Raw genomic sequence first — 18296 nt, 5'->3', positions numbered from 1 at the left:
GCGGCCGACGTCGTCGGGTCAGCCGGCCAGCCAGGCCGCGAGCGCCGCGAGGCACGCGTGGACCGCCTCGCGGGGCACGTGCTCGTCGTCCGTGTGGGCCAGGAGGGCGTCACCGGGGCCGAAGTTGACCGCGGGCACGCCCAGCTGCGAGAACCGCGCCACGTCCGTCCACCCGTACTTGGGCTGGGGCTCTCCCCCGACGGCGGCGACGAACGCGGCGGCGGCCGGCCGGTCCAGACCGGGGCGGGCGGCGGGCGAGGCGTCGTCGATCCGCACCTGGGCGTCCCAGTCCACGCCGGCCCCCTCCAGCACCGCGCGGACGTGCTCGTGGGCCTGCTCGAGGGTCTTGTCCGGAGCGAACCGGTAGTTCAGGTCCACGGACGCCTCGTCCGGGATGACGTTGCCCGCGACGCCGCCGGCCACGCGGATCGCGTGCAGCCCCTCGCGGTACTCCAGGCCCTCCACCGTGACCGTGGCCGGCACGTACGCCGCCAGGGCGGTGAGCACGGGGGCCAGCTTGTGGATCGCGTTGTCGCCACGCCAGGCGCGGCCCGAGTGCGCCGCGACGCCGGGGAAGGTGACGCGGTACCGGCACGTGCCGTTGCAGCCGCCCTCCACGACGCCGTCGGTCGGCTCGAGCAGCACCGCGAAGTCGCCCTCCAGCAGCTCGGGGGCCTGGCGGGCCACGCGGGCGAGGCCCGAGAGGTCCGAGGAGACCTCCTCGTGGTCGTAGAACACCCACGTGACGTCGTGCACGGGGGTCGGGCCGTCCGCGCGGCCGAAGCGGCCGGCCAGGGCCAGCTGCACGGCGACGCCGGACTTCATGTCCACGGCCCCGCGGCCGTACAGCACGTCCCCGTCCCACGCCGAGGGCACGGTCCCGCGCGAGCCCGGCACGGTGGGCAGGGGCACCGTGTCCAGGTGCCCGGCGAGGATCACGCGGGTCGGCCGCCCCAGAGCGGTGCGGGCGACGACGGCGTCGCCGAACCGCCGCACCTCGAGGCCGCCGAGGGCGCGCAGGGCCTGCTCGACGGCGTCGGCCAGCGGCCCCTCCTCCCCCGAGACGGAGCGCACGTCCAGCAGGATGGCGGTGAGCGCCGCGACGTCGAGGTCCGGATCGGCGAGGTCGGGCAGGGGCACGGGGGTGAGACTCATGTGTCCAGTCTACGGACGGGCCTCTCGCCGCCCTGCAGCGTGCCCCGGCCGCTCATTAGGCTGAGGCGCATGACCCAGACCGCTGCACAGCAGCCCTCCCCCCGTCTCGTCTCCGGCCACGGCCTGGCCACCACGGCCGCCGACGGCGCCGTCCTGGACGTGTGGTTCCCCGCGCCCGTGGCCGGTCCGCTCTCCGCTGCGGACGCCTCGCTGCGCGACACCCTGCGCGCCCTCGCCGCGGACGACGCGGACCGCGGGACCACGCAGGCCGTCGTCGAGCTGGAGGTCGACCTGGACGCCGCCCCGGCCTCCACCGCGGACGCGTGGCTGCGCCTGCACGTGCTCTCGCACCGCCTGGTGCGGCCGAACGAGCTCAACCTCGACGGCGTCTTCGGGCTGCTCACCAACGTGGTGTGGACGAACCACGGACCCTGCGCGGTCGCGGACTTCGAGCTGACGCGGGCGAGGCTGCGTGCCCGCGGCGCCGTGCAGGTGTACGGCGTGGACAAGTTCCCGCGCATGACGGACTACGTCGTGCCCTCCGGGGTGCGCATCGGCGACGCGGACCGGGTGCGCCTGGGCGCCCACCTGGCCGAGGGGACGACCGTGATGCACGAGGGCTTCGTGAACTTCAACGCGGGCACCCTGGGGCATTCGATGGTGGAGGGCCGGATCTCGGCCGGAGTCGTGGTGGGCGACGGGTCCGACGTCGGAGGCGGCGCGTCCATCATGGGCACGCTCTCCGGCGGCGGCACCCAGCGGATCGTGATCGGCGAGCACGTGCTGCTCGGCGCGAACTCCGGCGTGGGCATCTCCGTCGGCGACGACTGCGTGGTCGAGGCCGGTCTGTACGTCACCGCAGGCACGCGCGTGAGCGTGCTGCAGGACGGCGAGGCGGCGCGGACCGTGAAGGCCGTGGACCTCTCCGGCGTGCCGAACCTGCTGTTCCGCCGCAACTCCACCACGGGCGGGGTCGAGGCCCTCCCCCGCGCCGGCCGGACCGTCGAACTGAACGCGGCGCTGCACGCGAACTGACCCGGCGCACTCGCCCCGCGGCTCTTCCCTCCCCTCCCCGCTCCCCGCCGCGTTGGGGGGGCGATTTCCGGTGGTATCCCGCCGGGATAACGCCCAGTATCGCCCCCGGAACTCCCCGGCGGCCCGGGGGCGGGAAGACGACGACGGCGGCACGCGGCGCGGGCCGTCGGCTCCTGCACAGCAGCGCCCGCCCCGCGCGTCGTCCCCGTGCCGCGGCCAGCGCGCCCCGGGCGCCCCGCCGGCGTCGTCCGATGGGTGCATGCCGCGCGTCGTGACTCCTCTGCCGCCCGACCAGCCCGCCGTGCTGTTGGCCACGGACCTGGCCCGACTGGGGCTGCCGCCCGACCGCGCCCGCCGGTCGGACCTGGAGCGGGTCGGGCAGGGCTTCCACCGGCAGCGGGCACGTCCTGGCACGGGCTGGGCCGACCTGGGCCTGACCGAGCCCGGGCACGGCTTCTCCCCCGATCACCTCGCCGCGCTTCTGCGCCGGCGCCCGGATGCCGTCCTCTCCCACGAGACCGCGGCCCACCTGCACGGCCTGCCGATGCCCGCGCGAGCCTGGCGGCGGCGCGACCCGGCGACGGGCGAGCTCGAGGCCGACCCGCCGGTGCACCTCACCGTGGCTCGGGGGACACGACGCGTCCGGCGGGCCGGGCTGATGGACCACCGCAGGCCGCTGGCGCCCGAGTTCGTCACGCACGTGCACGGCCTGCGCGTCACCACCGTCGATCGCACCTGGCTGGACCTGTGCTCCCTGACGCCCCCGTGGACGTTCGAGGACCTCGTGGCCGCCGGCGACCACGCCGTCAGGCACCCGTGGACGCCCGCGGGCCGGACGGATCCGGCCACCACGATCGCCGCGCTGCGGTCCGCGCTGCGCGCGTCCGGACGCTTCCATGGCCGCCCGGCCGCCCGGGAGGCGCTGGATTCCGTTCGCGTCGGGGCGGACTCGCCGCCCGAGACCCGCCTGCGCCTCGCCCTCGTGGCCGGCGGGCTGCCGGAGCCGGAGCTGCAGGCCGCGATTGAGCCCGGGGACCCCTTCTCCCCCGTGGCCGACGTGGCCTACCGTCACGTGCGCCTGGCCCTGCAGTACGACGGTGCGGGGCACCGCACGCGGGAGCAGCAGGCGCGCGACGCCCGCCGGGACCGCTACGGGCAGGCGCGCGGCTGGACGACGCTCCGCGTCACCTGGGCCGATGGGCGCGAGGACTTCCGTGGCGTCGTCGCGGTGGTCCGACGCCGCCTCGGCCACTCCGCCTCGACATGAAGACGCTCCGGCGAACGCATTGGGGGCGGTTTCGGGTGGTATTCCGTCGGAATACCACCCGAAACCGCCCCCCAACGCAGGGTCAGCGCCCCCGGGTCAGCGCTGCGGGTACTGGCGCAGCTGCTCGCCCACGTAGATCTGGCGCGGGCGGCCGATCTTGGTGGCCGGGTCCTCCATGAGCTCGCGCCACTGGGCGATCCAGCCGGGCAGGCGGCCCAGGGCGAAGAGGACGGTGAACATCTTCTCCGGGAAGCCCATGGCCTTGTAGATCACGCCGGTGTAGAAGTCGACGTTCGGGTAGAGCTTGCGCTCCACGAAGTAGTCGTCGGCGAGGGCCTTCTCCTCGAGACGCTGGGCGATCTCCAGCAGCTCGTCGTTGCCACCCATCTTGCCCAGGATGTCCTCGGCGGTCTTCTTGATGATCTTGGCCCGCGGGTCGTAGTTCTTGTACACGCGGTGCCCGAAGCCCATCAGACGGACGCCGTCCTCCTTGTTCTTCACCTTCTCCATGAAGTCCTCGGGCGTGATGCCCTCCGACTTGATCTTCCGGAGCATGTTCAGCACGGCCTCGTTGGCGCCACCGTGCAGCGGGCCGTAGAGGGCGTTGATGCCGGCGGACACCGAGGCGAACAGGTTGGCCTGGGTGGAGCCGACCAGGCGCACCGTCGAGGTGGAGGCGTTCTGCTCGTGGTCCGCGTGCAGCATGAGCAGCAGGTCGAGGGCCTTGACCACGTCCGGGTCGATGTCGTATTCCTCGGCCGGCACGCCGAAGCACAGGCGGAGGAAGTTCTCCACGTAGTTCAGCGAGTTGTGCGGGTACATGAACGGCTGACCCAGCGACTTCTTGAACGCGTAGGAGGCCAGCACCGGCAGCTTGCCGAGCAGGCGCACGGTGGAGATGTGGACCTGCTCCGGGTCGTGGGGGTCCAGGGAGTCCGGGTAGAACGTGGACAGCCCGGACACGGAGGAGGACAGCACCGGCATGGGGTGCGCGTCCCGCGGGAAGCCGTTGAAGAACAGCTTGAGGTCCTCGTGCACCATGTTGTGGCGCAGGATGTTGGTCTCCCAGGCCTCCAGGGTCTCCTTGGACTCGGGCAGCTCGCCGTAGATGAGCAGGTAGGCCACCTCCATGAAGGAGGAGTGCTCGGCGAGGTCCTCGATGGCGTAGCCGCGGTAGCGCAGGATGCCCTGGTCGCCGTCGATGAACGTGACGGCCGACTTGGCGTTCGCCGTGTTCATGAAGCCCGGGTCGTAGGTGACGTCGCCGGTCTCCTTCAGGAGCGGGGCGATGTTGATGCCGTTGTTGCCCTCTGTGGCGTGCTCGACGCCCAGGTCCAGGCTCTGCTCGCCGACGGTCAGCCGGACGGACTCGTGATGGGTCACGGGTGTGCTCCCTCGTCTTCTCTTCTCGATGGCCCGGGTTCACGCGCCGGCGTGGGCGCGCCCACACGGGGACGACTCTGCTCCAAACTATCAAGGACCGGCCCGGGACGCGCGGTCGCTTCCCCCGACGACGGCCCCCGACCCCGGCTCAGCCGGTCCGCGGCCCGCGGGCGGTGAGTCTCGCCGCGGCCCGGGCGACCGCCTCGTCCGTGGCGGTGATCGCCACGCGGACGTAGCCGTCGCCGCCGTAGAACACGCCGGGCCCGGCGATGATGCCCAGGTCCGCCAGGTCGCCCAGCAGATCCCACGAGTCCTGCGCCGTGGCGTCGGCCGGGTCCAGGTCCGCCCGCCGGGTCCACAGGTACAGCCCCGCCTCGGAGTGGTCCACCGTGTGGCCGGAGGCCTCCAGCGCGGTGCGCAGCGCGTCCCGACGGCGGCGGTAGCGGTCCTTCTGCTCCGCGACGTGCGCGTCGTCGGCCAGGGCCACGGCCATCGCGTGCTGCACCGGGGCGGGCACGATCATGCCCGCGTGCTTGCGGGTGTTGACCAGGGTCGCCACGAGCTCCGGATCCCCCGCGGCGAACGCGGCGCGGTAGCCGGCGAGATTGGACTGCTTGGACAGCGAGTAGACGCTCAGCAGGCCCGTCAGGTCGCCGCCGGAGACCTCGTCGGACAGGATGCAGGGCACGACGGCCCCGTCCCACGCGTCCCAGCCGAGCTCGGCGTAGCACTCGTCCCCGCACACCACGGCGCCCACGCCACGGGCGGCGTCGACCGTGCGGCGCAGCGCCGCGGCGTCCAGCACGGCACCGGTGGGGTTGGCCGGCGAGTTGGTCCACACGAGGCGCACCCGCTCACGCACCTCGGGCGCCAGCGCGTCGAGGTCGTCCGCGGCCACGGCCTCCGCCCCGGCCAGCAGCGCGCCCACCGCATAGGTGGGGTAGGCGGCCTCGGGGTGGACGACGACGTCGCCTGCGCCGAGCCCGAGCAGCGTGGGCAGCCACGCGATGAACTCCTTGGACCCGACCGTGGGCACCACGGCCGCCGGGTCCAGCCCGGACACCCCGCGGCGCCGGGCGTACCAGTCGACGACCGCGCGGCGCAGGGCGTCCGTGCCGTGCGTCGTCGGGTAGCCGTGCGCGTCGGCGGCCTCGGTCAGGGCCCGGCGGATCAGCGCCGGCGTCGGATCCACCGGCGTTCCGATGGACAGGTCCGCGACGCCGTCCGGGTGGGCGGCGGCACGCTCACGGTAGGGGGTGAGCGTGTCCCACGGGTAGTCCGGCAGCGTCAGCATGGGGCTCAGGCGTCGGCGTTCTGCAGGGGCAGGGCGGAGATGATCGGGTGGTCCTTGGCGATCATGCCCAGCTTGGCGGCGCCGCCCGGGGAGCCCAGGTCGTCGAAGAACTCGACGTTGGCCTTGTAGTACTCGGCCCACTCGTCGGGGGTGTCGTCCTCATAGTAGATGGCCTCGACGGGGCACACCGGCTCGCACGCACCGCAGTCGACGCACTCGTCCGGGTGGATGTAGAGCATGCGCTCACCCTCGTAGATGCAGTCCACGGGGCATTCGTCGATGCACGCCTTGTCCTTGACGTCCACACACGGCAACGCGATCACGTAGGTCATGGCTGACCGTCCACCTCTCTCTGGGCACGGGGTTGCGGGGCTGCGGTCCAGGGTACTCGCTCCCCCGGACGCGTTTCGCGGGCGGTCACAGTGGCCCGGCGGGGGCGCGTGGCGGCCTCGGCGGCCTCCGCGGGTCGGCGGTCCAGCCGCCGGCCCGCGGCCAACAGGACCATACCGAGCACCGGCTGGCCGACGTTCCAGGCCACGGAGGCGACGACGGCGCCCGGCGCCGCCGCCCACAGGCCGGCCGTCCAGGACAACCCCAGGGCGTCGTCCACCGGCAGGCGCTGCAGGGCCAGGACGGCGGTGAACGCGCCGGCGACGACCGCGGCCCCCGCCGGCAGGGCGCGCCCGCCGCGGCCCGCGCGTCGGACCATCCACCAGCGCTGTGTCGAGCCGACGAGCACGAGCGCCAGCACCGCACCCCAGGGCAGGGTCCAGCCGCCCGGCAGGGAGGCCAGGTTCAGATGGACGGCGGTGCCGAGCGCGCCGGCGACGACGCCGAGCAGCGTCCCGCCCACCACGTCGGCGGGCCGGGCGCGGCGGCGGGGGCGATCAGGCACGGGCGCGGGCGCGCGCGGCCTTCAGGCGCTCGTTGGCGTCCAGGACGACCTTGCGGATGCGGATGTCCTCGGGGGTGATCTCCACGCACTCGTCCTCGCGGGCGAACTCGAGGGACTCCTCGAGGGTGAGCCGGCGCGGGGGCGTCAGGCCCTCGAACGACTCGGAGGAGGCCGCACGCATGTTGGTGAGCTTCTTCTCCTTGGTGATGTTCACGTCCATGTCGTCGGCGCGCGAGTTCTCGCCCACGATCATGCCCTCGTACACCTCGGCGCCGGGCTGCACGAAGAAGGTGCCGCGCTCCTGCAGGTTGATCATGGCGAACGGCGTGGCGGTGCCCGCCCGGTCGGCCACGAGGGAGCCGTTGGTGCGGTACTCGATCTCGCCGGTCCACGGCTCGTAGCCGGCCGCGTAGGAGGAGGCGATGCCTGCGCCGCGGGTCTCGGTGAGGAAGCGGGTGCGGAACCCGATCAGGCCGCGGGCCGGGACCAGGAACTCCATGCGGATCCAGCCCGTGCCGTGGTTGGACATCTCCTGCATGCGGCCCTTGCGGGCGGCCATGAGCTGCGTGACCGCGCCCATGAACTCCTCGGGGATGTCGATGGTCATGCGCTCCATCGGCTCGTGGACCTTGCCGTCCACGGTCCGGGTGACCACCTGCGGCTTGCCCACGGTGAGCTCGAAGCCCTCGCGGCGCATCTGCTCCACGAGGATGGCCAGGGCGAGCTCGCCGCGGCCCTGCACCTCCCACGCATCCGGGCGTTCGGTGGGGAGCACCTTGAGCGAGACGTTGCCGATCAGCTCCTTGTCCAGGCGGTCCTTCACCTGGCGGGCCGTGACCTTGGCGCCCTTGACGCGGCCGGCCAGCGGGGAGGTGTTGATGCCCACGGTCATGGAGATGGCCGGGTCGTCCACCGTGATCAGCGGCAGCGGCTTCGGGTTCTCCGCGTCGGTGAGGGTCTCGCCGATCATGATGTCCTCGATGCCGGCGACGGCGACGATCTCGCCCGGGCCGGCCTCCTCCGCGGGCACGCGCTCGAGGCCCTTGGTGGCCAGCAGCTCGGTGATCTTCACGGTCTTCAGGGCGCCGTCCTGGCGGGCCCACGCGACCTGCTGGCCCTTGCGGAGGGTGCCGTTGAAGATGCGCAGCAGCGCGAGGCGGCCGAGGAACGGGGAGGCGTCCAGGTTGGTGACGTGCGCCTGGAGGACCTCGCCCTCGGTGTAGGACGGGGCCGGGATGTGCTCCATGATCACGTTGAAGAGGGCCTCGAGGTCCTCGGCCTCCGGCAGGGCGCCGTCGGCGGGCTGGGTCAGGGAGGCGCGGCCGGCCTTGCCCGAGGCGTAGACGACGGGGACGTCCAACACCGAGTCGAGGTCCAGGTCCGGGTCCTCCTCGGCCAGGTCCGAGGCCAGGCCGAGCAGCAGGTCCATGGAGTCGGAGACGACCCCGTCGATGCGCGCGTCCGGGCGGTCCGTCTTGTTGACCACGAGGATCACGGGCAGCTTGGCCGCGAGGGCCTTGCGGAGCACGAAGCGGGTCTGGGGCAGCGGGCCCTCGGAGGAGTCCACGAGCAGCACGACGCCGTCCACCATGGACAGGCCGCGCTCCACCTCGCCGCCGAAGTCGGCGTGGCCGGGGGTGTCGATCACGTTGATGGTGACGGTCTCGCCCTCGGGGGCGGACGGGCCGGAGTAGAACACCGTGGTGTTCTTGGCGAGGATCGTGATCCCCTTCTCCTTCTCCAGGTCCCCGGAGTCCATGACCCGCTCGGCGACGTCGCCGTGCGTGTTGAAGGCACCGGTCTGGCGCAGCATGGCGTCCACCATCGTGGTCTTGCCATGGTCCACGTGGGCCACGATGGCCACGTTGCGCAGATCGGAGCGGCGGGTTTCGGTCGAGGTCATGGGCGTCCTGTCCGGTTCGACATCAAAGGGGTGGAGGCGCACGACGACGGCGGCCCCCGTGCGATTGTACGCGCAGGGGCCGCCGTGGACAGGCGGGCCGGTGGGCCCGGGGCCGGCGGCGGGACGCGCCCGCCGCCGACCCGCGCGGTCAGTAGACGCCCTCGCCGAGGGAGGCGAGGAACTCGCGGCGCTCCTGGCGACGCTCCGCCTGCTGGTCCGGGTCCGGCACGGGCGCCGCCGCCAGGAGGCGACGGGTGTACTCCTCCTTCGGACGGTGGAGCACCTCCTCCGTGGGGCCCTGCTCCACCTGGCGGCCGTCCTTGAGGACGAGCACCTTGTGGGCCAGCATGTCCACCACCGCGAGGTCGTGGGACACGAACAGGCACGCGAACTCGTAGCGCTGCTGCAGCTCCGCGAACATGTCCAGCACGGCGGCCTGGACGGACACGTCGAGGGCCGAGGTCGGCTCGTCCGCGATGAGCACCTGGGGGTCCAGGGTCAGGGCGCGGGCGATCGAGATGCGCTGGCGCTGACCGCCGGAGAGCTCGTGCGGGTACCGGTTCACCACGGAGCGCGGCAGACGCACCGCGTCCAGCAGCTCCTCGGCGCGGGCGAGGCGCGAGCGCCGGTCCCCCACCTTGTGCACGACCATCGGCTCGGTGATGATGTCGCCGATCGGGAACCGCGGGTCCAGCGAGGCCGCCGGGTCCTGGAAGACCACGCCGATGTTCTTGCGCAGGGCGCGCTGCTCGGCCTTGGGCATCGTCGCCAGGTCGTGGCCCTGGATGCGCAGCGAGCCCTCCGCGATGGTGAGCAGGCCGAGGACCGACTTGGCGATGGTGGACTTGCCCGAGCCGGACTCGCCCACCAGGCCCAGGATCTCGCCCGGGGCCACCTGGAAGCTGACGTCGTGGACCACGCGGTTCTTCTTGCCGCGGTGGTCGTACTCGAGGTGGAGGTTCTCCGCCTCGATCGCGTACCGGGCCTGCGTCTGCGTGGCCGTGACCGGCTCCGGCTCTGCCACCTCGAGGGGCTCGCCGAGGCGCGGCACCGCCGAGAGCAGCTTCTGGGTGTACGGGTGCCGGGCGTGCTGGAGCACCTGGTGCACCGAGCCCTGCTCCACGAGCTCGCCGTGGAGCATCACGCACACCCGGTCCGCCATGTCCGCCACCACGCCCATGTTGTGCGTGATGAGCAGGATGCCGGTGTTCATCTTGTTCTTCAGGGAGCGCAGCAGCTCCAGGATCTCGGCCTGGACCGTCACGTCGAGCGCCGTGGTGGGCTCGTCCGCGATGATCACCTTCGGCGAGCAGCTGATCGCCATCGCGATGACGATGCGCTGGCGCTGGCCGCCCGAGAACTGGTGGGGGTACTGCTTGAGCCGGGTGGCGGCGTCGGGGATGCCCACCATGGTGAGCAGCTCGACGGCGCGCTTGTCCGCCTCGGTGCCGTAGGCGATGCCGTGCAGCTCGAGGGCCTCCGTGAGCTGGTCTCCCACGGTGAGGACGGGGTTCAGGGCCGTCATGGGCTCCTGGAACACCATCGCCACCTCGTCGCCGCGGATGTCGCGCAGCTGCCCCGGGGTCATGGTGAGCACGTCGCGGCCGGCCAGCTGCACGGAGCCGGTGACGTCCGCATTGCCCGGGAGCAGGCCCATGGCGGTGGCGCTCGTGACGGACTTGCCGGAGCCGGACTCGCCCACGAGGGCGACGACCTCGCCGGGTTTGACGTCGAACGTCACGCCCTTGACCGCGTGCACCTCGCCGAACTCGGTCGCGAACTTCACGTCCACGTCGCGGAAGGCGAGCACCGGCTCGCCGCCCAGGTCGTCGTGGCGGGCCACGACGCCCATCGCGCTCGTCGCGGGGCCCGGAGGCACGCCGCCGGCGCCGGAGGAGCCGGGCACGGCGGCGCCGCGCGCCTCGAGGTCTGCCGACGACGCCGCGTGCGAGCCCTGCCCGTCGGCGGTCACGTCGTTCTCGTTCTTCTTGCCGAACATGGATCGGCCTTTCTTGTCGTTCGCGCTCATCGCTGACCGTCCTCGTCCGCGTCGGAGATCCGTGCGGATCCGCCGGCCTCCTCCACGGGGGCCTCGATCCGACCGGCCGTCGGGGCCGCGGCCAGACCGCCCGCCGTCGTCGCACCGGCCTCGGTGGCGGCCGCGCGGCGGCCGAAGAAGCGGGGCCTGCGGTGGGCGCCCGCGCCCTGGCGCGGGTCGAAGGCGTCGCGCAGGCCGTCGCCGAGGAAGTTCACGGACAGGGCGATCGCGAGGATGATCATGCCGGGCCACCAGAACAGCCACGGACGGGTGGTGAACGCGTTCTGGTAGTCGGAGATGAGCAGGCCCAGGGACGAGTCCGGCGCCTTCACGCCGAAGCCGAGGAAGGACAGCGAGGTCTCCAGCAGCACCGCGCCCGCGATCGCGAACGTCGCGTTCACGACGATCACGCCGATCGTGTTGGGCAACAGGTGCTTGAAGATCAGGCGGCCCGGCTTGGCGCCCATGGCGACGGCGGCCGCCACGAACTCCTTCTCGCGCAGGGACAGGACCTCGCCGCGCACGAGGCGGGCCAGGGACGTCCAGGACACGAGGCCGAGCACCACCGCGAGCGGGAGGATGCCCATCTTCATGCCGCTGGCCATCTGGCCGAGCACCGCGGCGAGCACGAGCAGCGGGATGACGATGATCAGGTCGGTCAGGCGCATCAGGACGGAGTCGACCCAGCCGCCGAAGTACCCGGACACGGCGCCGACGATCGCGCCGATCACGGTGGAGAGCAGGCCCACGATGGCCGCGATGATCATGGACTGCTGGGTCCCGCGCATCACGAGGGCGAAGTAGTCCTTGCCCGTGGTGTCCTGGCCGAAGGGGTGCTCGCCCCAGCGGAGGCCCTCGCCCCCGAAGGCCTGCGGCACGACCGACAGCGTCGGGCGACCGCCGTTCACCACGGAGGCCGCGGCCGTGTAGGACTTGTCCCACCAGCCGGGGATGCCGGCGAAGCCGATGGAGGAGAACGCCATCAGCGTGATGAAGACCAGCACGATCAGGGAGATCATCGCCGCCTTGTGGCGGAAGAACCGCTTGCGGACCAGGGCGCCCTGGGAGTAGGACTTCCCGGCCTTGGCGCGGAGCTTGGCGTCCTCCGCCTCCGCGAGGTCGAAGATCTGCTTCTCGTCGAGCTGCGCGCCCGTCGTCGAGGAGTTGTTGGTGGTCATCTGGCTCACACTCGAATCCGGGGGTCGAGGACGGCGTAGAGCACGTCCGCCACGAGGTTCATCAGCACGGCGGCGGTGCCCGTCACGAGGAAGAACGCCATCACGGGCATGGGGTCCACGTCGCGCAGGCCGGTGGCGAACAGCTCGCCCATCCCCTTCCAGCCGAACACCTGCTCCGTGATCACGGCGCCGCCGATCAGGCCGGCGAAGTCGAAGGCCATGATCGTGGTGATGGGGATCAGCGAGTTGCGGAACGCGTGCTTCAGGATCACCTGGCGCTCCGGCAGGCCCTTGGCGCGCGCGGTGCGGATGTAGTCCTGACGCGAGACCTCGAGCATGGAGGAGCGCGTGTACCGCGAGTACGTGGCCACCGAGATGATGGTCAGCAGGATGGTGGGCAGCAGAAGCTGCGCACCGCGGTCCAGGAACACCACCCAGAAGTGGGCGTCCAGGTTCGGGGTGCCCGAGCCGATCGTGGAGATCGGGCGCGGCTTGACCTTCAGGAAGGTCGGCCAGTAGTTCATCAGGTGTTCCGCCACGATCGCCACGCCCATGATCAGGGCGGTCACCAGCGAGGCGGACACGGCCGAGCCCTTGGAGAAGCCGCCGAGCAGGCGGCCCACCAGGATGGCCACCAGCACGAGGATGACGCCGAGGCCGGCCAGCAGCAGTGCGGACGGCGTCCGCCACAGCAGGCCGTAGGTGGCGTAGTAGGCGACGAGGCCGATCGCGGCCGTGACCAGGGCCGCCTTGAGGACCGATCGGTTGCGCAGACCGGAGATCACCGCGGTGGCGCCGACGGCGGCGGCCAGGCCGATGACCAGCTGCACGACCGGGCCCATCTGCGGATGCCGCCAGAAGTCGACGGCGAACAGCACCCAGCCGGCGAGCAGGATGAACGCGGCGGTGGCGCCGAACGTGAAGGCGCGCCGCCTGAGGTCGCCCGCCATGACGGCCTGCAGGACCAGGCCCGCGAGGACGGCGACCCCGATGAGGAGGGGCCAGTTCAGCTCGGGGCTGCGGATCCAGTCGTTGAACCGGATCCCCATGTACTCCTTCAGGAGCACGGCCGCCCAGAACACGGGCAGCGAGAAGAAGAGGAAGATCAGGAACGTGACCACGTAGTCGAGGCCGGAGTACTGGCGGATCGCGGTGATGATGCCGATCGCGATGCCGATGATGATCGCCAGGACGGTCGCGAGCACCACGAGGCGCAGCGTGGAGGCCGCGGCGTTGCTCAGCAGGTCACCGACGGACTGACCGTTCCGGCTGAGGCCGAGGTCGCACTGACCGGTGACGCAGCCGCCGATGCCCTGGAGCCAGTCCCAGTACCGGGCGTACCAGGGCTGGTCCAGCCCCATGAATTCGGTGCGGGCGGCGATGAGGGTCTCGCGGTTGGGGTTCTGTGACTCTCGCAGGTCCTGGAGGGGGTCACCCGAGTGGGCCACGAGGAAGAAGAGCAGGATCGACGCGCCGAACAGCACCAGGAGGGAGCTGCCGAGGCGCTTGAGGATGAATTTCAGCACAACAGGGGGTGACCTTCCGTGCGAGTGCAAGGGAAAGGGAGGGGTGCGGGTTTGCCGCGGTTCACGGCCAGAGCCCGGCCGGTGCCCGGCCGGGCTCTGTCCTCGATCCCGACGCCGGCGGTCCGCGGGAGGCGGACCGCCGGGTCAGAGGTCAGCGGGGCGTCACTCCTGGACGCGGACCCACTGCTCCACGTTCCACAGCGCACCCGACTGGGCGGCGGTGTCGCGCACGTTGGCGACGTCGGCCTTGTGGCCGACCAGACCCGGGTGAGCGTACAGCGGGATGGCCTGGAAGTCCTCCCAGAGCAGCTTCTCGATGGTCTTGACCTGCTCCAGCTGCTCGTTCTCGTCCAGCGAGGTGGCGAGCTTGTCCCAGGCCGCGTCCACCTCGGGGTTGTTGTAGCTCTGCTGGTTCTGAGCGCCGTCCGACTGGTAGATGTTCGCGCCGGAGGCCTTCTGGCCCGAGCCGGCCCAGGCGTAGAGGGCGGCGTCGTAGTCACCGGCCGGCATGACCTCCTTGAAGAACACCGGCGAGTTGGCGTCCTGCACGTCGAAGCCGGCCTGGTCGCAGGAGCTCTTGATGAGCGCGACGGTCTCGGTACGACGCTGGTTGCCGGCCTGGTAGCCGAGGCGGACCGTGGGCGTGGAGACGCCCGACTTCTCGACGAGCTCCTTCGCCTTCTCGATGTTCGGCTCGTCCATCTCCTTCGGGTAGGCCTCGTCCACGACCTCCTGGTACTTGTCCTGGAAGGGGAAGACCTCGCGCAGGTTCATGACCTGGGCGTCCGCATAGATCGGCTTGATCAGGTTGTCCACGATCTGCTGGCGGGGCAGGCAGAGGGCGAAGGCCTCGCGCAGCTCCGGGGAGTCCGCGAAGACGGAGCCCTCGCCGCGGTTGTAGTCCACGTGCTCCCAGGTCAGCTGGTCACCGGTCTGGACGTTGACGTCGTCGCCGAGGCCCTCGAGCTGCTGGAGGGTGTCCACGGTGGCCTGCGGCTCGATGACGTCGAGGTCGCCGTTCTGCAGGGCCTGCACGTGGGTCTTCGGGTCGGCGAAGCGGAGGACGAGCTCCTTGGTGGCCGGCGGGGTGCCCCAGTACTCGGGGTTGGCCTCGAGAGTGATGGACTGGCCGGCCTGCCAGCCGCCGTCCTTGAACTTGTAGGAGCCCATGGAGGGCACCAGCGAGGCGTCCGGCAGCTCGCCGGGGCTGAAGTCCCAGCCGTCGTTCCAGAACTCGGCCGCCGGGGTGAGCGCCTCGACGTCCTTCTCCTTCGCGGCAGTGACGAGCTCCTCGAAGCTCATGCCCGCCTCCTCGGCGACGATGTGCGCCGGCAGTGCGGTGCTGATGAGGATCTCCCAGTCCGCGTAGGGCTCCGGGTAGGTGACGGTGAACTCCTTGCCGTCGGCCTCGCCCTCGGGCGCCTCCGGGATGTACTTGCCCTGCTCGAAGGAGATCGAGTCGAACAGCGGGGTCTCGGAACCCTCCGCCTTGACCGTGTCGTTGTTCGCGGCCCAGTGGAAGATGAAGTCGCCCGCGGTGACGGGGGTGCCGTCGGACCACTTGGCGTCGTCGCTGATGGTGTACTTCACGGTCAGCGGGTCGTCCGAGGTCTTCTCGTACGTGCCGAAGTCCTCGTTCGGGATGATCGAGCCGTCGGTGCCGAAGTACCAGAAGGACGAGAACATGCGGTCCACGACGGCCGAGTTGTACGTGGTGTACGTGTTCGACTGCAGGCCGTTGTAGGACAGGAAGTCATCGGCGCCCACCGAGTAGGCGATGGAGCCGTCCTGGGTCTCGACGTCGCCCAGGTCGGCCATCTCCGGCCCGGAGGCCTCGGCGGTGAGCTTCTGGCCCTTGTCCCCTTCGACGACGTTGCCGGCGCCCGAGTCGCCGCCCTGGCTGGCGCCGGAGCCGTTGCTGCTGGAGTCGTCTGCATTGCCGCCGCCCGGGGCGCATGCGGAGAGGATGAGGGCCGAGCCGGCGGCCAGGGCCGCGGCAGCGGAGAGCTTCGTGTACTTCATGGAAGATGCTTCCGTTCATGAGAGGTGCAAGGACGTCCCGCATCCGCATCCCTGTGGGGATCCGATGGTGCGAGGCGACCCCCGGGCCGTTCCGTCGAGACGGGACGGCCCGTGAGATGGACCACACTGTAGCGGGCACATTCCGATTCGCGAAAGTCCGGATCCGGATCTGGATCCGTCTCCGCCGTGTCGCACAGCGGTCGCCGGCACCCCGGCAGGCCCCGGCCCGGGGCCGCTCCGCCCCAGCGCCGGCGCGGTCAGCGACGACGGTCCGCCAGCAGCGTCCGCACGGCCCACGCCCCGCCCATGCCATGGACGCCGGCGCCCGGCGGGGTGGAGGCGGAGGCCAGATAGAGCCCGGCCCGGCCCGCCCGGTGCGGCCGGATCGACGCGGTGGGGCGCAGGAGCGCACGTGCTCCCGCGAGCGATCCCCCCGCGATGTCACCGCCCACGAGGTTCGGGTTCCACGCCTCCAGATCGGCCGGGCGCATCGCGACCGCGGCCTCGATCCGGTCCCGGAAGCCGGGTGCGTGCCGCTCCACTTCCGCCTCGATCAGCGGACGGACGTCGCCGGGGTGGCCGTGGGGCACATGGGCGTAGGACCAGACGACCGTGTGCCCCTGGGCGGGCCCGGTGGCCCGTGAGGGGTCCGCCGCCTGCTGCTGACAGAGCATGACGAAGGGCCGCGCCGGCATCCGGCCGGCCGCGACGTCGTCCTCGGCCCGCCGGATCTCGGCGGCCGTCCCGCCCAGGTGCACCGTCCCCGCGCCCGCGAGCCGGGCGTCGCGCCACGGGATCGGCCCGTCGAGCAGGAAGTCGACCTTGGACACGGACGGCCCGGGGCGCCACCGGCGCAGGGCCGCGGCGTATCGCGGCGGCAGGCCCGTGCCGGCGACGCGCAGCACCTGGCGCGGGGTCAGGTCCAGCACGACGGCGTCCGCGGCGGGCAGCGCACGCAGGTCCGTGACCTCGTGACCCAGGTGCAGCCGCCCGCCGAGCGCCCGCAGCACCGCCACGAGCGCGTCGACGATCGCCCCCGACCCGCCGCGCGCCACCGGCCAGCCCGAGCTCATCCCGAGCGCACCGAAGAGCGCGCCGAACGCCGCCGTCAGGGGCCGGCTCGAGGGCAGGATCGCGTGGGCCGCCGAGCCCGTGAACAGGGCGCGGGCGGCCTCCGTGCGGAACATCGCCCGGCCCAGCAGATCGGCCGGCCACGGGGCGCGCAGGCCGAAGCGGGCCATCGCCACCGGATGGGGCGGGGGGCGCAGCACCGGGCCGAGCGCGCCCGCCAGGATCTCGTCGACGTGCGCGACCAGGGCCCCGTGCACGGCCCGCCAGGCCCGCGCGTCGACGCCGAGACCCGCGGCGGTGGCCTCGAGGTCCCGGTGCAGGAGGGCGGCCGGCCCGTCCGGCAGCGGATGTCCCATCGGCACGGCCGGGTGCAGCCAGGCGAGCCCGTGGTCCGTCAGCCCCAGCTCCCGGAACACGGGGCTGGCGACGCCGAACGGATGGCCCGCCGCCCCGAGGTCCACCACGGTCCCCTCCCCCAGCACCGGCGCGGACGCACACGCACCGCCGGGCACCGGGGCCCGCTCGAACACGTCCACCTCCCAGCCCTCGCGGGCCAGCAGGGCGGCGGCGGTCAGGCCGTTGGGTCCGGCGCCCACGACGACGGCGCGGCCCGGCTCGACGCCCCGGGGCAGGGCGAATCCGGGGCCGGTGGCGGTTTCGGTCATGGTCTCCTCCTGTAGTCCCTAGGATGGTCGCACCCCGCCCGCCGCCCGTCAGGAGGCCCTCCCCCGTGGACCCGTTCTGGACCGCGCTCGCTCTCACGACGTTCGCCGGGCTGGCCACGGTGCTGGGCGGCGTCCTGGCGATCGTCGGACGCGCGCCCTCGGGCCGCGGGCTGGGGGCCGCCCTCGGCCTCGCCGCGGGCGTCATGCTCGCGGTCTCCTTCCTGGAGATGCTGCCGGCCGCCGTCGAGGGGCTGGGCGGGGCGGTCGGCCCCGCGGCGACCGCCGTCGCGGTGGCCGCCCTGATCCTCGGCGCAGGCTCCTACGTGCTGCTCGAGCGCGCCGTCCCCGACCCCGTCTCGGAGATGCCGGGCGACGTCGACGACCCGGCCGGCCTGGACCGGCGGCGGATGCTGCGCCTGGGCACGGTGACGGCCCTGGCGATCGGCCTGCACAATCTGCCGGAGGGCTTCGTCACCTTCGCCGGCACCCTGCAGGATCCGTCGGTGGGCCTCGCGCTGGCCGTCGCGATGGCCGTGCACAACGTTCCCGAGGGCGTGGCCGTGGCCGTGCCCGTGCGGCAGGCCACCGGATCGCGGCGCAAGGCCTTCGCGTGGGCCGCGTTCACGGGGATCGCGGAGCCGCTGGGCGCGCTGATCGGCTGGCTGCTGCTGGCCCCGTTCCTCACACCCGCGCTCCTGGCCGCCGTCTTCGCGGCCGTGGCGGGCGTGATGGTGACCGTGAGCCTCGACGCGCTGCTGCCCGCCGCCCGGGCGGCCGGGGGCCGCGCCGCGGCGCTGGGCGGCGTGCTGCTGGGCGTGGCCGCGATGGCCCTCTCACTGGACCTGCTCTCCTGAGCGCCGGGGG

The 18296-nt window shown here is 72.4% G+C and carries 14 protein-coding genes; 3 read left to right on the top strand and 11 right to left on the bottom strand.

Annotated elements, in window-relative coordinates:
- Window positions 1-18 precede the first annotated feature (18 nt).
- Window positions 19-1155: a succinyl-diaminopimelate desuccinylase gene (gene dapE / locus OVA32_RS05510; protein ID WP_267715699.1), complete on the bottom strand. Its 1137-nt coding sequence runs from the start codon at window positions 1153-1155 to the stop codon at window positions 19-21.
- 69 nt (window positions 1156-1224) lie between these two features.
- On the opposite strand from dapE, the gene dapD reads away from it, so the two are divergent.
- Together dapD and OVA32_RS05500 are read left to right on the top strand one after the other, a co-directional pair.
- The gene (gene dapD / locus OVA32_RS05505) at window positions 1225-2190 is read left to right on the top strand and encodes a 2,3,4,5-tetrahydropyridine-2,6-dicarboxylate N-succinyltransferase (RefSeq protein ID WP_036382673.1); all 966 of its coding nucleotides are present in this window, start codon (window positions 1225-1227) and stop codon (window positions 2188-2190) included.
- 259 nt (window positions 2191-2449) lie between these two features.
- Window positions 2450-3457, top strand: coding sequence for a hypothetical protein (locus tag OVA32_RS05500; RefSeq protein ID WP_036316469.1), 1008 nt, complete (start codon window positions 2450-2452; stop codon window positions 3455-3457).
- A gap of 96 nt (window positions 3458-3553) precedes the next feature.
- Here OVA32_RS05500 and OVA32_RS05495 read toward each other — a convergent pair whose 3' ends face one another.
- The 10 genes from OVA32_RS05495 to OVA32_RS05450 all read right to left on the bottom strand — a co-directional run bounded on the left by OVA32_RS05495 (window position 3554) and on the right by OVA32_RS05450 (window position 17432).
- Window positions 3554-4840 carry a citrate synthase gene (locus OVA32_RS05495; protein ID WP_073117070.1) on the bottom strand — a complete coding sequence of 429 codons (1287 nt, stop codon included), beginning with the start codon at window positions 4838-4840 and terminating at the stop codon, window positions 3554-3556.
- A 148-nt stretch (window positions 4841-4988) separates the two neighbouring features.
- Complete coding sequence (gene dapC, locus OVA32_RS05490; protein ID WP_060973536.1) at window positions 4989-6134, bottom strand: succinyldiaminopimelate transaminase; 1146 nt, start codon at window positions 6132-6134, stop codon at window positions 4989-4991.
- Window positions 6135-6139: 5 nt separating this feature from the next.
- Window positions 6140-6466, bottom strand: a complete 327-nt coding sequence (gene fdxA / locus OVA32_RS05485) for a ferredoxin (RefSeq protein ID WP_002855160.1) — start codon at window positions 6464-6466, stop codon at window positions 6140-6142.
- Window positions 6463-7029, bottom strand: coding sequence for a hypothetical protein (locus OVA32_RS05480; protein ID WP_060973537.1), 567 nt, complete (start codon window positions 7027-7029; stop codon window positions 6463-6465). The genes fdxA and OVA32_RS05480 overlap by 4 nt, the downstream gene beginning before the upstream one ends.
- Complete coding sequence (typA, locus tag OVA32_RS05475; RefSeq protein ID WP_036316461.1) at window positions 7022-8932, bottom strand: translational GTPase TypA; 1911 nt, start codon at window positions 8930-8932, stop codon at window positions 7022-7024. Before typA ends, OVA32_RS05480 begins: the two co-directional genes overlap by 8 nt.
- Window positions 8933-9080: 148 nt before the next feature.
- Entirely contained in the window at window positions 9081-10961 is a 1881-nt protein-coding gene (locus OVA32_RS05470) for an ABC transporter ATP-binding protein (protein WP_095353687.1), read from the bottom strand.
- On the bottom strand, window positions 10958-12148 hold the full coding sequence (locus OVA32_RS05465) for an ABC transporter permease (protein ID WP_049147579.1): 1191 nt from the start codon (window positions 12146-12148) through the stop codon (window positions 10958-10960). The genes OVA32_RS05470 and OVA32_RS05465 overlap by 4 nt, the downstream gene beginning before the upstream one ends.
- Window positions 12149-12153: 5 nt before the next feature.
- Complete coding sequence (locus OVA32_RS05460) at window positions 12154-13674, bottom strand: ABC transporter permease (protein WP_095353686.1); 1521 nt, start codon at window positions 13672-13674, stop codon at window positions 12154-12156.
- A gap of 162 nt (window positions 13675-13836) precedes the next feature.
- Window positions 13837-15696: an ABC transporter family substrate-binding protein gene (locus OVA32_RS05455; protein ID WP_095353685.1), complete on the bottom strand. Its 1860-nt coding sequence runs from the start codon at window positions 15694-15696 to the stop codon at window positions 13837-13839.
- A 257-nt stretch (window positions 15697-15953) separates the two neighbouring features.
- The gene (locus OVA32_RS05450; protein WP_095694779.1) at window positions 15954-17432 is read right to left on the bottom strand and encodes a phytoene desaturase family protein; all 1479 of its coding nucleotides are present in this window, start codon (window positions 17430-17432) and stop codon (window positions 15954-15956) included.
- A gap of 65 nt (window positions 17433-17497) precedes the next feature.
- On the opposite strand from OVA32_RS05450, the gene zupT reads away from it, so the two are divergent.
- Window positions 17498-18286 carry a zinc transporter ZupT gene (zupT, locus tag OVA32_RS05445; RefSeq protein WP_044659390.1) on the top strand — a complete coding sequence of 263 codons (789 nt, stop codon included), beginning with the start codon at window positions 17498-17500 and terminating at the stop codon, window positions 18284-18286.
- Window positions 18287-18296 lie beyond the last annotated feature (10 nt).

Source organism: Micrococcus sp. SL257, assembly GCF_026625585.1.
GTDB classification, from domain to species: domain Bacteria; phylum Actinomycetota; class Actinomycetes; order Actinomycetales; family Micrococcaceae; genus Micrococcus; species Micrococcus luteus.
Note: the sequence above shows the minus strand (reverse complement) of the source record. Positions and strands in the feature narration are given on the sequence as shown.